The sequence below is a fragment of the Acinetobacter sp. ANC 4648 genome (assembly GCF_002135345.1).
Taxonomy (GTDB): domain Bacteria; phylum Pseudomonadota; class Gammaproteobacteria; order Pseudomonadales; family Moraxellaceae; genus Acinetobacter.
On sequence record NZ_NEGI01000009.1, the window covers coordinates 55551 to 70601 of the forward strand.

The window sequence follows — 15051 nt, forward strand, 5'->3', positions numbered from 1 at the left end:
AATATGATTATTCAACAATTTAAAATAGTTTTTGCTGGTTCAATGGGGTCTGGTAAAACAGAAGCAATTAAGTCACTGTCTGAAATTCCAGTTTTAGCCACTGAAGCACTCAATACAGATGAACAAAGTCATAAAAAACTACAGACAACAGTAGGAATTGATTATGGCGAAGTGACTTTAGATGATGGTAATAAAATTGGACTATATGGAACCCCAGGACAAGAGCGCTTTAGCTTTATGTGGAGTGTGATCTGTAAAGGTGCGATTGGTATTATTATTTTAATTGATCATACCTTAGCTAAACCACTAGATGAATTGAGTTATTATATTGATACATTTAAACAATATGGTGAAAATATCACCATTGCAATTACGCATATTGATGAAGATTTGAATAAATCTACTCAACAATATCGAAATTGGTTGTTAGAACGAAATTTAAACCACCCACTCTATTTTGTCGATGCCAGAAAAAAAGAAGACATCCTATTATTATTAAAAACATTAATTACTTCATTTGAAATTAAACACTTATAATCGGAGTTAAGCATGATGAATATGACAGAAACCAGAACAGCACCTGAAGATTTAATCACATATGCTAAAGCCCAAATTCATGACGTTATGCTGAATGTTAAAGGTGTCGAATTTATTATGCTCTGTTCAACTGATGGCTTTGAACTCGGTAGTGTGCATAAACGTGATATTTACAATGCCAGTAAGCTTGCGGCGGTCAGTAGTTCAATTTTAGCAATGGTCAGTGCATTTCTAGGTGAGATTCAGCTCAATGGCTGTCAGAGTATTACCCTCGATGCGGAAAATGGTAAGGCTGTTCTAACCGCGATTCCTGCGGAAAAGCACCCTATGGTGATTGTGACACTGGTTGTGAAAGATGTTCTACTTGGACAATTATTGTATGCATTAAAAAGTGCAAGTCATGCTATCACTCATCATCATTCTGAAAAATGATTTAAATAGAGCCTCTTTTTTTCGTTAGCCATCTATATTTCTATAGATGGCTTTCTTCATTTAAAGACGAATATGCATGAGCACTTGACGTTTTTTCACTTGTTGTCCAATCTGCCCAATGACCTCTTCAACGATACCATCGACGTCAGACTTAATTTGTTGCTGAATTTTCATGGCTTCTAGAATCAGTAAGGTTTGACCTTTTACGACCATATCACCTGAGTTAACAAAAATATTGATAACTGCCCCATCCATTGGTGCACGCATTTTGCCATCACTTTCAGCCTCTATTAATTCAGGTGCTGCATACGTAATATTTTCAATGCAAACATTGCCATTGACCACATCCAAATATAATCGATTATCTTGTAATGCATAATTAACTTTACGGCGCACCCCATTCATCGAATAGATGAGTTGCATCGAATCCTGTTGAATTAACTCAATGGTTTGAGACTGGCCACAGCTTTCAACGGTAATACTATGCTGTTGCTGCCTTACGAAAACCTCAACTTTTTGATCATCAATTTTAAGTTTTAGTGGTAAGCGTGGTGCAATTCCTGTATTCCAACCTGTTTGTCGAGATGACTGAGTCAAAATTGCGGCTGCAATGGCTAGATGTTCTAAATCCAGACTTTGCTGATGTAAACTTGGATCTGAGTGAAAATGTTGTTGAATAAATGCAGTATTGGTATCACCCGCCACAATAATGGGATGACAGAGCAAATTCACTAAAAACTGTTTATTGCTATCAACCCCTAAAAGTACACAATCATCAACTGCACGTGCCAATAAGCGTATTGCATCCTCACGGGTTTTACCATAAGCAATGACTTTTGCCACCATTGGATCGTAAAAAGGACTAATATCCCCTTCAGGCATCAAGCCATGATCAATACGGACATTAGGCAAATCCGCTGGTTGCCAGCGTAAGACTTGCCCTGTTTGTGGTAGAAAATTTTGACGGGGATCTTCTGCATACAAACGGACTTCAATCGCATGCCCACTCAAAGTTAGTTCAGACTGTTTGAGTGGTAAAACTTCACCATTCGCAACCCGCAATTGCCACTCTACCAAGTCTAATCCTGTCACCATTTCCGTTACAGGGTGTTCCACCTGCAAACGAGTATTCATTTCAAGAAAATAGAACGTACTGGTTTGATCTAATAAAAACTCAACTGTTCCAGCACCAATGTAATGACAGGATTTTGCGGCGGCAACTGCAGCTTCACCCATTTTTTTGCGTAGTTCAGGGTTCATTACTGGACAAGGCGCTTCTTCAACCACTTTTTGATGACGGCGTTGAATTGAACAATCACGCTCAAACAAATAAACATGATTCCCATGTGTATCTCCAAAAACTTGAATTTCAACATGCCTTGGTGCAATCACTGCCTTTTCAAGAATCAGCTCACCCGAACCAAAGGCATTTTTAGCTTCTGAACGTGCTGTTTTTAAAGATTCCAATAATTGTGACGATTGCTCAACCAAACGCATACCTCGTCCGCCACCACCAGCAGAAGCTTTGACCATTAATGGATAGCCAATTTTTTCTGCTTGTTTAGCTAAATACTCAATATCCTGTTGATCACCTTCATAACCTGGAACACAGGGTACACCTGCTTGAATCATCGCGATTTTTGATAGACGCTTACTGCCCATCAGCTCAATGGATGCTGCACTTGGCCCAATAAAAGTAATCCCATTTTCAAAGCAAGCTGCAGCAAAATCAGTATTTTCAGATAAAAAACCATAACCAGGATGAACGGCGTCAGCACTAGTTTTTTTACAAGCCTCTATAATATTTGGAATGGATAAATAAGATTCTGATACTTTTGATGCCCCAATATATACAGCTTCATCTGCAATATTTACATGCCGTGCATCACGATCTGTATCTGAATAAACTGCCACAGTTGCATAGCCCATTGCTTTCGCAGTCTGCATTACTCGAACAGCAATTTCACCACGATTTGCGACTAAAATTTTTGAAAATGCCATTCTACTTTTCCTCATCCATCCAATTTGGATTACGCTTTTGTACAAATGCCATGGTACCTTCCATACCTTCTGCACTACTCACGGCATCTGCAAAAAGCTGAGCAGCAGTATCCAGTAATGGTTTCAACGGTTCTGTTAAGGTCTGGTGTAATAATGCCTTAGTCACACGAGAAGCATGTGGCGCTGTGCGTTTAATCTGTGTGATTACAGAACTTAAAGCCAATTCTAATGCAGCTTCATGCTCAACAACTTCATGAATTAAGCCATATTGCAAAGCAGTATTCCCATCAAAACGGTTGCCTAAAAGTGCTAAACGTCGGGTTTGAGTTAAACCGATACGCTTAACTACGAATGGTGCAATTTGTGCAGGAATGACCCCTAATCCAGTTTCGGGTAAGCCAAATTTTGTAGCGGCAAAACTCAATGCAAAATCAGAGACACAAGCAAGTCCCATTCCGCCACCTAAAACTACCCCTTCTAATACAGCAACAACAATTTGTGGTGCTTGATCAACTTGTTCAAGCATGGCACCAAATTGACGATTGAAGTCGACATAAGGTTGATTGCTTCCAATATTCATAGCATCACCACGCAGTTGCGCCATATCCCTAATATCGCCACCGGCACAGAAATGACCCGCTTTTCCACGGATGACCACGGCTCGAATGGCGAGATCATCCTGAATAGCCGTAAAAATCTGTTGGATTGCTTGCACCATATTCAGACTCATGGCATTGCGACTTTCGGGACGGTTCAACCACAGTTTTAAAATACCATCTGATAATTCAATTTGGATACTGTCATCTAACTGTAAATTGCCAAGAGAACGGGATAATGTCATCGGTAATACTCCAAGTTATTTACGCTTCGATGGTAAAATATCCATCAATTTACAAATAATACCGAGCATAATTTCATCTGCACCACCACCGATTGAACCTAAACGACCATCACGATAAAGTTGAGAAGCTGGGTTATCCCACATAAAGCCATTGCCACCCCAGTACTGCAAACAACTATCTGCAACTTCACGGGTCAAACGACCAGCTTTCAATTTTGCCATAGAGGCTAATTGCGTCACATTTTCACCAGCAATATGTAAATCACAAGCGCGATAAGTTAATGCCCGCAATGCTTCAACTTCTGTCATCAGTTCTGCAAAACGGAAATGAACATATTGATTATTAATCAAGGGTTGACCAAAGGTACTGCGTTCTTTTGTATAAGCAATGGTTTGATTAATCACATGCTCAAGCCCACCAATCGCATTAGCCGCAGCCCACATCCGTTCCTCTTGGAATTGCAGCATTTGCATCATAAAACCCATGCCTTCCGCACCAACTAAATTGCGTTGTGGCACGCGGACATTGTCAAAATAAACTTCTGCTGTTGTTGTTGAACGCATCCCTAATTTATTCAAAGGCTCTGAAAAACTGATCCCTTTAGTTTTAGCAGGGACAATAATCATGGATTTATTTGAATGAGGCTTAGCATCAGAAGTATTGGCCAATAAGCAAAAAAAGTCGGCTTGAAGTGAGTTGGTAATCCACATCTTACTTCCATTGATAATGTAATCATCGCCGTCTTTTTTCGCCGTGGTTTTTACAGCAGCCACATCCGAACCAGCATGTACTTCAGATACTGCAATTGAAGCTACATATTCCCCCGCAATCGCTGGTGTTAAAAACTCATCACGAAGTTCTTTACTACCAAAACGTGCTAGTGCAGGCGTTGCCATATCTGTTTGTACGCCAATAGCCAAAGGCACTCCACCACAAGCTGCGCGTCCAAGTTCCTCTGCAACCACCAAGTTATAAGAATAATCCAGTCCTAAACCGCCATTTTCTTCAGGTTTACAAATTCCCAGCAAACCTAAATCAGCCATTTTTTTAAAGACATCATGAATAGGAAATTGTCCTTTGGCTTCCCATTCGGGAATAAATGGATTGAGTTCAGCTTCTACAAATTGACGTGTAGTTCGACGTAGTGCTTCATGCTCTGATGTAAATTTCATTGTTGTTCCTTAAATTAATTTTTTTATTTTAAATCTATTTTCTCTTTCCAGACTTAAAGGAAAGAAATTACTAAAAGCGTGATACACCAAACTTGGTCGCATTTAATTGACGATGTTCAGCTTCATAAATGGTTTGTAATAAAAAAATGAGTACTTTTCGAGTATCTCTTGGATCAATAATTCCATCATCATGTAGCATGGCTGTATTGAATAAAGCAGTAGATTGCTGTTCCAGTTTCATTGCTGTACTTTGTTCCAAGAAATCTAGCATTTGCTCATTTGGCTCCATACCTGAAGCTTTTTGCTTCCCTTCAGCCACAATACGTAAAACCTTGCCAGCCTGAGCAGAACCCATCACTGCAACATGTGAATTGGGCCAAGCAAAAATAAAATCTGGAGATAAACTCCGACCACACATAGCATAGTTACCTGCACCATAGGAGCCAGCAACCACAATTGATATCTTAGGTACCGAACAATTGGCTACGGCTTGAATTAATTTGGAACCATGTTTGATAATGCCATTTTGTTCCGCATCCGTTCCGACCATAAAACCAGTGGTGTTATGCAGGAATAATAAAGGTCGATTCGTTTGTTCACACAGATGGATAAATTGTGCCGTCTTGGCTGCACCTTGTGGCGTAATTGGACCATTATTGGTAATAATACCAAGATGTAAGCCACCCAATTTTGCCCAACCACATACCGTATGATTGTCATATTCTTGCTTGAATTCTAAAAAGTCAGAATCATCAACCAAGCGAGCAACCACTTCTTTCATATTTAAAGGTTGTTTCGGATCTGCTGGAATGATACCGAGTAATTCTTCTACGGAATAACGTGGTTCTTTATACGCAATATCAAAAGCTTTGGTCTGTTCTTTCCAGTTTAAATGTTCAAAAACTTCACGTGCAATCCGGATTCCGTCCGCATCACTTTCAGCTAAATATTCTGCTGTTCCGGCAACTTGGGCATGCATTTCTGCACCACCTAATTCTTCAGCAGTCGCAACTTCACCTGTGGCTGCCAGTAATAAGGGTGGACCAGCCAATAACATTTCAGTTTGCTTACGTACAGTAATCACATAATCTGAAAGCCCGGGTTGATATGCCCCACCGGCTGTTGCATTGCCATGTACCACAGAAAGCTGGGGAATACCAGCTGCTGACATCCGTGCTTGATTGGCAAAAGTAGTCCCACCCGATGTAAATACTTCTGCTGCATAATTCAAATTAGCGCCGCCACTTTCCGTGAGCGTGACCATTGGTAACTTTTGTTCCAAAGCTATTTTTTGTAGACGTAAGGTTTTTTGTACCCCCATTGGTGCAATAGTTCCACCTTTAATCGCACTATTACTGGCAGATACGAGGCAACGCACACCACTGACGAAACCAATTCCTGCAATAATTCCCCCACCCGCATCAGAACCATCTTTATCATCATGCATGCCGTAACCGACTAGACCACACAGTTCAATAAAGGGGGAATCCGCATCTAAAACCAGACGTACTCGTTCATGCGGTAAAATTTTACCTTTCTTATCAAACTTGGGTTTTGCAGCATACGACTTTTCAAGCCCTTTATTTTGTATAGCACGGACTTCTTCTAGTTGAGCCAATAAAGCAGCTCTATTGACTTCGTACTGCTCACTGCCCACAGCAATTTCAGATTGAAAAATAGTCATTATTCGGCCACCTCTTGATGCTCTTTCTTTTTAAGCACTTCGGGAATAAAGGCGCGATGAAAACCATTGAATGACTCGCTATTGGTAGCATCTGCAAGAGGATACATCCGCGTTCCCTGAGATGCAGCACCATCAACTCTTAAGGTGACACCTGAAATAAATCCTGCTGCATCCGATAGCAAATAACAAATGGCCGATGATATTTCAGATTCGGTTCCCATACGTTTTAACGGGACATTACCTGCTAGACTGGGAATAATAAATTTAGCAAAATCACCACTATAATTATCCATTCCAGAAGAAATAATCCAGCCCGGTGCAACACAATTTACCCTTACTCCTGAACGTCCCCATTCTACTGAAGCAGTTTTAGTGAGGTTATCGACACCTGAACGTGCAGCACCAGAATGTCCCATACCTGGCATGCCTCCCCACATGTCAGCAGCCATGTTGACAATACTGCCACCATGTTTTGCCATCCATTGGTTATACGCTTCACGCATTAGATAGAAAGTAGAATGTAAGTTGTTTCGAACTACGGCATCAAAGCCATTCGCAGAAATGCTTTCCAAGTTTGAAGGAAATTGACCGCCTGCGTTATTGACTAAACCATCGAGCTTGCCAAACTTCTCAATCACTTCAGCAATCATCTCTTTAACTTGCTGTTCTTCCCGGTTATCACACACGATAAAATGAACTTTGCCGCCATCTTCAATAATTTCTTTACTGACATTTTCCAGCTTTTCAATTTTTCGGCCAGTAATAATTACCTGAGCACCTAGTGAAGCCAGTTCATGTGCAGTACAACGTCCAATGCCTGAACCACCACCTGTGATGATAATGACTTTATCTTGAAATGCATCTTGTCTAAATATTGAGTGATAACTCATCTTATCCGGCTTCCTTTTCTATTTCGATTATTTCTAAATACTCAATTTTCTAAATATGTTCCTTTTCGAAAGAGGGATTTTTTATCTTTGATCGAGTAAATTTTCGGGGATTTTTACTGGCATATCCAAGAGCTGCTGTGCAAAAGCTTTTCCTTGTGGATCAATGCGTAAGCTCGCAACACCACCACCGCCCAATGCATTTTCCAACATGAAATTTAAGGCCTTCAACTCAGGTAACTCATAACGAATCACCTTACTCTTTTCAGCATCTAGAACATGTTTCATATATTCAGTCACATTGGTTTCGGTCAGACTGGCACGAATCCAAGGTAAATATTCTGCCTTACGCGCAATCACACCAATATTGCTATGATTGCCTTTATCTCCACTGCGTGCATGCGCCAATTCAATCAAAGCAACTTCAATTTCATTACCTTGTAAATGCGCTACGTCACCCCTTAGATGTGCATCAAATGTTTGATCGGAAGTGCCGTGAGGAATTAAAACTGCATGACGTTGTCCATCGACATCAATCTCAACATTAATTTGGTCTTTATTAATCAAAAAAGAAAAAAGTTTAATCACTGGGGATGCTTTGGGACGTCCACCAACAATTCCGGCCAATGCAGGTGCCATACCAGTTGAAGCCTGTGCAATTTCTGAGGCAAAGAACATACAAGCTTCTTTAAACATATGTTTTACTGCAATTTTAACCACAACTTCACGGCTATCTGTATGTCGTGCATGTGCACCGTAGGTACTTTCAATACCGAGAATTTCAACTGATTTTTCTATAAATGGCGGCACTGAGCGCAATGCTAAAACCCGTTCACATTTATTTAAAATAGCATCGGCGATCACTTGTGCTTTTTCTGGTGCTTCACGTCCAGCAATTAAAAAGCTCACCAAAACTCGATATCCATCAGGATAAGTTGCACTCACTTTATATTGAGATGAAGGCTCTCGACCTTTTGCTCCTGTGACGGCAACACGATGCTCAGCCACTTGCTCTAAGTGAACATTACTAAAGTCACAAGTTACATCAGGCAAATAATAGGCTTGTGGGTCACCAATCTCATAAACAATTTGCTCCGCCACAGTCGCTGTAGATACTAAACCACCAGTACCATGTGGCTTGGTCACAATAATAGATGCATCTTCTTGAACTTCAACAATTGGAAAACCCATATTGTCGAAACCTTTTACCAAACGCCAATCGGTAAAATTTCCCCCTGTGCATTGTGCACCACATTCAATGATATGCCCTGCCAGTGAACCTTGGGCCAACTTATCATAATCATCTAAAGACCATTTATACTCATGCAATAATGGTGCGAGTACCACGGCTGAATCCACCACTCGGCCAGTAATCACAATATCGGCACCCAAATCTAAAGCATCACGAATCGGTACAGCACCGAGATAAGCATTACAGCTGGCAAGATGTGTTGGTAATTCCTCACCACTAAACATTTCTTTAATATTTTGATTTTTGAAATCGGCTTGTTTGGATAAAAGATCATCACCTAAAACCACTGCCACTTTTAAATTTAAACCTTGTGCCTCAATTACTTTTTGTAATTCATCACGACAAGCCAATGGATTTACACCACCAGCATTACTAATCACTTTAATTTTTTTATCACTAATTTTTTTCAATAAAGGTGTCATCACTCGACTAACAAAATCTAAAGCATAGCCATGATTTGGATCAGTCATCATCGCCTTGGCCATAATTGACATGGTTATTTCAGACAGATAATCAAAGACCAAGTAATTAATATCGGATAAATGTACCAATTGAAATGCTGCTGTATTGGTGTCTCCCCAGAAGCCTGACGCACAACCAATTTTTACGATACGCTGATCATCCTGTAGAGTATCTGTCATTGTCTTCTCATTATTTTGCTTAAAATTTATGCTCCCAATTTACCAAGCAAGCGCTTGGTTTGTAAAGAGCAAAATGTTATGCTGAATTGACAAAAATGTTACTTTTAATTCTAAATAAGCAGCAACAGACTGCTTTAACGGGAAATTCTAGCTAAATGATTGCACACTCAATTGATGATATTCAGCCCATTGCTTGCTTTGAGGATACTCCTCGTGGTCGTTTATTATCTGGTGCTGCCTATTTGTTTCACAAACAGGGTTATGCAAAAACGACAGTCAGAGAGTTAGCACAATTCATTGGTATTCAATCAGGTAGCCTATTTCATCACTTTAAAAGTAAAGATGATATTCTTGCCAATGTGATGGAACAAACCATTATTTATAATCATTCCCGTTTGGAAGAAGCTGTTCAGTCATCTAATAATCCTGAGCAACAACTAAAACAGCTGATTAAAGCTGAACTCATCTCTATTACTGGTGATACAGGTTCTGCAATGGCCGTTTTAGTCTATGAATGGTTTGCTTTATCTACAGAAAAACAAAATGAATTATTAAAACGTCGTAATCATTACGAAGATATTTGGCTGAGTGTAATTCAAAGTTTATGTGATGATGGCAAGATTCAGCATGATGCATTTATTTGGCGACGTCTAATTGGAGGAGCCATTGCATGGACCGTGACTTGGTTTAATCCTAATGGCAAAGTATCTATGAATGAGTTAACAGAAACTGTTTGGGAAATGGCAATGAATACTCGCAATCCATCAAATTGAGGATAAGTCAATTTTTATCCACAATTTGATCATTGATCGCTTAATACCCCAACTGACGGCTGGCTAAATCTTTCATGATTTCTTCAGCACCACCCCCAATCATATTGACTTTAACTTCTCGATAGATACGTTCAGACTTGGTACCTCGCATAAAGCCCATGCCTCCTAATGTTTGCACTGCGGCATCCGCACAAAACTGCATGGTTTGTGTTGCAACGTTTTTTAGCATACAAATTTGTGCAACTAAATCATTACCTTGTAATTCTGGTTGACCTAAGCGATAGGCTGTATCTTCCAATAATGCACGCGTTGTGGTGAGTCGAGTAGCCATATCCACCAACTTATGTCGCATCACCTGATGATCAACCAAACGCTTACCAAACGTTTTACGCTGTTGTGCCCATTCCAAAGCCTCTTCATAACAAGTCAGCGCAAAACCATAACTACTGGACGCCAAAAAGAAACGTTCCATATTAAAGTTGTTCATAATTACCAAAAAACCCATATTTTCAGCACCTAAAAGATTTTTTGCAGGGACTCGTACTTGATCGAAATGAAGATGTGCGGTATCGGATGCCCACCAGCCCATTTTATCTAATTTGGTTTTCGTGATTCCAGCACTATGCGCATCAATCAATAGCATCGAAATTCCATTGGCACCTTTTGCATCAGGATCAGTTCGAACAGCTACAGTATAATAATCCGCACGCATTCCAGAGGTAATAAAGGTTTTTTCACCCGTGATAATATAATCATCACCCTCTCGAATTGCTTTAGTCTGTAATGCAGCCACATCCGATCCACCACCCGGTTCGGTAATTGCAAGTGCAGAAATTTTCTCCCCCGATAATATTTGCGTCAGCACACTTTCTTTTATTTCTGTACTAGCAAAATGGTTAATTGGAGGAGCACCAATGGAATGCGATAATAAGGATGCGCATAAACCACCAGAAGCTGTTTTTGCCAATTCAATAGAAGAGAGCAAAACATAAAATGCATCTGTACCCGATATTCCACCATAATTTTCATCAAAGCCTAATCCAAGTAAGCCAATATCTGCAGCTTTTTTATAGAGTTCTCTTGGAAAGGTTTCTGCTTCATCCCATTCATTAATGTGTGGCATTAATTCTTTTTGTACAAATTTACGTACTGAATCTGCAAATGCAATATGTTGATCTGTATAGTAAATTGGATTAAGTTGCATATTTTGCACATCCTGTATTATTTTTAAGCACGGCTTTTATAGTGACAGGATTTTTATTTTTTTAATTTGCAATAAAGATCAAATCGCATCATATTATTTATCAATTCATTTTTCATGTAAGCAATGGCGTACAGCTATTGTGAAGAATAACCACTATAACGATCCTCAAAATTTTACTATTCTAATCACATCAGGAAACAGGACGTTTCCCAAACTAAAAACAATAATCATAAGTTTGAGCATCAGGAAATGAGGTAGAACAGGAGTTTACCTAGCGTAACCAATACGAAGAAGCCTCATCAGGATGATGGGGCTTCTTTTTATTTTAGACTCTATTTTTCACTTATAGGCTTTTTAAATAGGCAACTATTTCTATGTTTTCAGCCATTTCTGCAAGCTCCAAAGCAGTGTGTGGTGCTTGGTGCTGTACATCCACACCTTTGTTTACCAGTAACTTTACCACGTCAAGATGATCATTTTCTGCTGCCGCGTGAAGTGCACTATAGCCTTCTTCATCTGTAGAGTTTACATCTATACCCTTAGCCAATGCTTTTTCGACTTCAGCTAAGTTACCTAAAGATGCCCAATACACCAGTTCTGGCAGATGCAGTTCTTCATCATCTTCAGGAATTGGAGAGATAGAATTAAATTGCATACGAGTTTCTTCCAAAAAAACTTTTAAGTTATTAAAACATACAGTTCTAAGGTATCAATTGAAATTTTGTTTAAATCAACTTTCACCATTTTTCTCTATATAAATTTTAACAATATTGAAGGCATCTTTGAAATTTTGATCATATTCAGAATGATGCTGATAACCACACTTTTTATTATGAATATCTGTAAAATCATCATGTCAATACTGAAAAGCACCTCTCTTTCTACGTAGTCCTGTAAGAGGGGTAAATTCTTCTACCGTATAAGTCATTGAATATTTTATTAGATACTATTTAGCATTGATTAATATTTTTATCTAATACTAGAGTCATGATCAATTTTCTTAAATCAACTCATTGACGTGTCCCACCCCATACCCATTTTGAGTACTAAAATGTACAAGAAAATGAATAACGATGAAACGATGATCATTCACTTCTAGAAGTATGCAAGTTTCGCCATTTATACTGTCGGCTCTGACGAAATATATAATTTCAGGGCTAAGTTGTTCTATTTTATTTAGACAATCATCGTAAAGTTGTATGTAGTTATCTTCATCATATTTAAAAGGATGCTCTTTACCCTCTGTAATCCATCTAATATTAATTGCGAATTCATTTGAAAATTTTTTGAGAAATTTAAAAGTCGGATCTTCTTCATTAAAAAAATATTTTTCTAAATCACTCACTTTTTTTAATTTTAAAATCTTACTGAATTCTGCAACTGTAAATTTTTCGTCTCGCTCTTGATTCATTAATTTTAAAATGAGTCGAAGTCGCTCAGAAATTTTTTTGATTCTGATTGCGTTGTAGGAGGTTTGATTTTTTGAAACCCTCACTCATTAAATTAGCAATGACTCCCAACCCTATTATTTCTAAACCAATCATATTTTTCGATTTTATAAATTATGAGATATATTAAATATACAATAAAAAGCCCCTTTTCAGAGGCTTCTTTTAAATTAAACTGAAGTTTTAAGCTTTAACTCCTACTACTTCACTTAAACCAATCTTCTCAGATTCATCATCATGCATAATCAACGCAACAGCAATTGCGGTAATCAATACTGGCATACCCACTGCCATAAAATTAATATAAGCAGGTAAACTCATACCCAGCAAAGCACCAATTAAAATTGGGCCGACAATCGCACCCATACGACCAATAGCTGATGACCAGCCAATCCCCGTAGAACGCACTGCCAATGGGTAGAATTGCGCCACATAGCTATATAGTAACATTTGTGAACCTATTGAAGCTGCACCCGCCAAGAATACCAAAATGTATAGTAAAAACTGGTTCGACTGAAAGCCCATTAAGCTCATTACAATCGCACCCATAATACCCAAGCACATCAACACAGGCTTTAAATGGAAACGGTCCGCTAAAATACCACCACCGACAATACCGACAACTGCACCCACATTCATCACCATCATGAACATTAAGCTGTTATCCATTGAATAACCTGCTGCCATCATTAACTTAGGCAACCAACTACTCAATGCATACATGGTCAACAAGCAGGTAAAGAATGCCAGCCAAAATAACAACGTATTTGTTGCACGACCTCGACGGAATAAACTCACTACGTTTGCAGACTCAGGTACATCAACCTTTGGCAAACTAAATATTGTACTGTCAATTATCTTTAAATTCGGTGCTAAGCGTCGAACAATACTGCGAGCCTTGTCCTGTTTATTTTCTTTCACAATAAATGCCAAAGATTCAGGTAAAAACTTCCAAACTAAAGGCAATAAGAACAAAGGAATGCCAGCAATAAAGAACATTATCTGCCAGCCAAATGTTGAAGTAAACCATGAACCTAATAATGCTGCCATTACACCACCAACGGCATAGCCGCTGAACATAGTCGTCACCAATGTACTGCGCATTTTTTGCGGTGCATATTCAGACGTTAAAGCCACCAGATTCGGCATAACACCACCAATACCTAAGCCTGCTAAAAAGCGCAAAATCCCAAATTCAGTAGGATTCGATGCAAAACCCCCTGCAAAAGTCAAACCACTAAATAATACAATACAAATCATGATGACTTTTTTACGGCCAATTTTGTCGGCTAAAGAGCCAAAGAACATAGCACCAAACATCATGCCAGCTAATGCGGTACTGGCGAGCATACCAGCTTGTACAGCACTTAAATCCCATTCTTGCATCAAGAGTGGCAGCACCACACCATTAATTGCTAAATCATAGCCATCAAATAAAATAATCAATAAGCACCAAGCTACAACATTGAAGTGAAACGGGGTAAATTTCGCTTTATCGACTACAGAACTAATATCTAAATTTTCCGTTGCCATCGTTCTCATCTCCCATGAGTACTTGTCCAGATTTCACATGAATTTTTAAGTAAAACTCAATTTTGGCGCAATATACGCAAGTCAAATTTCATGAGCAATTAGACTTATGGATAAGCTATCAGTAGATTAATAAAAATTTATAACTTATTATTTTTAAAGTTTTATATCTATTTTAAAATTTATCAATATATGATTTTTCATACTTTATTTTGAATGATTTTAATCATTTCTAATAGAAAAATATCCCCATATTATTCATATTTTCTAAACAACTAACTATCTATTTAAAAATATATTTTCTAATATAGAAATTACTTGTTAACAATAGCTCTTTTTATACCCTTTAAAATTTACGCTTAGCTGATTCAAAATAGCCATTACCCCCCTTTTCTTAATTCATTAACTTCCGCGCATAAAAAAACACCCCTTACATTGTAAGGGGTGTTTTTAGGAATAATGAGCTGGCGATGACTTACTCTCACATGGGTAACCCCACACTACCATCAGCGCTAAGAGGTTTCACTTCTGAGTTCGGGAAGGGATCAGGTGGTTCACTCTTGCTATTGTCGCCAGCACAACTGTTTATGATTACTCGCTATGGTCTTAATTACGTTGCTTACGCTTCGTTGTGCCTAGCTTTGGTCA

Annotated in this window: 13 protein-coding genes and 1 rRNA gene; 3 read left to right on the forward strand and 11 right to left on the reverse strand. The window is 38.8% G+C overall.

Features of this window, described 5'->3' with window-relative positions; translation table 11 throughout:
* The first annotated feature begins 3 nt into the window (after positions 1-3).
* Both B9T27_RS13935 and B9T27_RS13940 read left to right on the forward strand, forming a co-directional pair.
* A complete protein-coding gene (locus tag B9T27_RS13935) occupies positions 4-537 on the forward strand; it encodes a GTP-binding protein (protein ID WP_086207416.1) in 534 nt (177 codons plus the stop codon).
* Between the two features lie 15 nt (positions 538-552).
* On the forward strand, positions 553-969 hold the full coding sequence (locus B9T27_RS13940; RefSeq protein WP_416224410.1) for a roadblock/LC7 domain-containing protein: 417 nt from the start codon (positions 553-555) through the stop codon (positions 967-969).
* 60 nt (positions 970-1029) lie between these two features.
* Here B9T27_RS13940 and B9T27_RS13945 read toward each other — a convergent pair whose 3' ends face one another.
* The 6 genes from B9T27_RS13945 to B9T27_RS13970 form a co-directional block, all read right to left on the reverse strand.
* Positions 1030-2970 (reverse strand): acetyl/propionyl/methylcrotonyl-CoA carboxylase subunit alpha, encoded by a 1941-nt coding sequence (locus B9T27_RS13945; protein ID WP_086207418.1) that lies wholly within the window; start codon positions 2968-2970, stop codon positions 1030-1032.
* A gap of 1 nt (position 2971) precedes the next feature.
* Positions 2972-3811: an enoyl-CoA hydratase/isomerase family protein gene (locus B9T27_RS13950; protein WP_086207419.1), complete on the reverse strand. Its 840-nt coding sequence runs from the start codon at positions 3809-3811 to the stop codon at positions 2972-2974.
* A 15-nt stretch (positions 3812-3826) separates the two neighbouring features.
* Positions 3827-4984 (reverse strand): acyl-CoA dehydrogenase family protein, encoded by a 1158-nt coding sequence (locus B9T27_RS13955; RefSeq protein ID WP_086207420.1) that lies wholly within the window; start codon positions 4982-4984, stop codon positions 3827-3829.
* Positions 4985-5054: 70 nt separating this feature from the next.
* Positions 5055-6668 (reverse strand): acyl-CoA carboxylase subunit beta, encoded by a 1614-nt coding sequence (locus tag B9T27_RS13960; RefSeq protein WP_086207421.1) that lies wholly within the window; start codon positions 6666-6668, stop codon positions 5055-5057.
* Positions 6668-7558 carry an SDR family oxidoreductase gene (locus tag B9T27_RS13965; protein ID WP_086207422.1) on the reverse strand — a complete coding sequence of 297 codons (891 nt, stop codon included), beginning with the start codon at positions 7556-7558 and terminating at the stop codon, positions 6668-6670. The genes B9T27_RS13960 and B9T27_RS13965 overlap by 1 nt, the downstream gene beginning before the upstream one ends.
* Positions 7559-7639: 81 nt before the next feature.
* Positions 7640-9448 carry an acyclic terpene utilization AtuA family protein gene (locus tag B9T27_RS13970; protein ID WP_086207423.1) on the reverse strand — a complete coding sequence of 603 codons (1809 nt, stop codon included), beginning with the start codon at positions 9446-9448 and terminating at the stop codon, positions 7640-7642.
* A 155-nt stretch (positions 9449-9603) separates the two neighbouring features.
* Between B9T27_RS13970 and B9T27_RS13975 the strand changes: the two genes are divergently transcribed.
* A complete protein-coding gene (locus B9T27_RS13975; RefSeq protein WP_086207424.1) occupies positions 9604-10221 on the forward strand; it encodes a TetR/AcrR family transcriptional regulator in 618 nt (205 codons plus the stop codon).
* Positions 10222-10261: 40 nt separating this feature from the next.
* Here B9T27_RS13975 and B9T27_RS13980 read toward each other — a convergent pair whose 3' ends face one another.
* The 5 genes from B9T27_RS13980 to rrf all read right to left on the reverse strand — a co-directional run bounded on the left by B9T27_RS13980 (position 10262) and on the right by rrf (position 14980).
* Positions 10262-11425, reverse strand: coding sequence for an acyl-CoA dehydrogenase family protein (locus tag B9T27_RS13980; protein ID WP_086207425.1), 1164 nt, complete (start codon positions 11423-11425; stop codon positions 10262-10264).
* Positions 11426-11768: 343 nt separating this feature from the next.
* On the reverse strand, positions 11769-12080 hold the full coding sequence (locus B9T27_RS13985) for an ankyrin repeat domain-containing protein (protein WP_086207426.1): 312 nt from the start codon (positions 12078-12080) through the stop codon (positions 11769-11771).
* A gap of 345 nt (positions 12081-12425) precedes the next feature.
* Entirely contained in the window at positions 12426-12836 is a 411-nt protein-coding gene (locus B9T27_RS13990; protein ID WP_086207427.1) for a hypothetical protein, read from the reverse strand.
* 220 nt (positions 12837-13056) lie between these two features.
* The gene (locus tag B9T27_RS13995; RefSeq protein ID WP_086207428.1) at positions 13057-14406 is read right to left on the reverse strand and encodes an aromatic acid/H+ symport family MFS transporter; all 1350 of its coding nucleotides are present in this window, start codon (positions 14404-14406) and stop codon (positions 13057-13059) included.
* A gap of 459 nt (positions 14407-14865) precedes the next feature.
* A 5S ribosomal RNA gene (rrf, locus tag B9T27_RS14000) occupies positions 14866-14980 on the reverse strand.
* Positions 14981-15051 lie beyond the last annotated feature (71 nt).

Excerpts from the sequence above, each read along its gene's own strand:
- B9T27_RS13935 (WP_086207416.1), top strand. The coding sequence starts at position 4 with ATGATTATTCAACAATTTAAAATAGTTTTTGCTGGTTCAATGGGGTCT.
- B9T27_RS13940 (WP_416224410.1), top strand. The coding sequence starts at position 553 with ATGAATATGACAGAAACCAGAACAGCACCTGAAGATTTAATCACATAT.
- B9T27_RS13945 (WP_086207418.1), bottom strand. The coding sequence starts at position 2,970 with ATGGCATTTTCAAAAATTTTAGTCGCAAATCGTGGTGAAATTGCTGTT.
- B9T27_RS13950 (WP_086207419.1), bottom strand. The coding sequence starts at position 3,811 with ATGACATTATCCCGTTCTCTTGGCAATTTACAGTTAGATGACAGTATC.
- B9T27_RS13955 (WP_086207420.1), bottom strand. The coding sequence starts at position 4,984 with ATGAAATTTACATCAGAGCATGAAGCACTACGTCGAACTACACGTCAA.
- B9T27_RS13960 (WP_086207421.1), bottom strand. The coding sequence starts at position 6,668 with ATGACTATTTTTCAATCTGAAATTGCTGTGGGCAGTGAGCAGTACGAA.
- B9T27_RS13965 (WP_086207422.1), bottom strand. The coding sequence starts at position 7,558 with ATGAGTTATCACTCAATATTTAGACAAGATGCATTTCAAGATAAAGTC.
- B9T27_RS13970 (WP_086207423.1), bottom strand. The coding sequence starts at position 9,448 with ATGACAGATACTCTACAGGATGATCAGCGTATCGTAAAAATTGGTTGT.
- B9T27_RS13975 (WP_086207424.1), top strand. The coding sequence starts at position 9,604 with ATGATTGCACACTCAATTGATGATATTCAGCCCATTGCTTGCTTTGAG.
- B9T27_RS13980 (WP_086207425.1), bottom strand. The coding sequence starts at position 11,425 with ATGCAACTTAATCCAATTTACTATACAGATCAACATATTGCATTTGCA.
- B9T27_RS13985 (WP_086207426.1), bottom strand. The coding sequence starts at position 12,080 with ATGCAATTTAATTCTATCTCTCCAATTCCTGAAGATGATGAAGAACTG.
- B9T27_RS13990 (WP_086207427.1), bottom strand. The coding sequence starts at position 12,836 with ATGAATCAAGAGCGAGACGAAAAATTTACAGTTGCAGAATTCAGTAAG.
- B9T27_RS13995 (WP_086207428.1), bottom strand. The coding sequence starts at position 14,406 with ATGGCAACGGAAAATTTAGATATTAGTTCTGTAGTCGATAAAGCGAAA.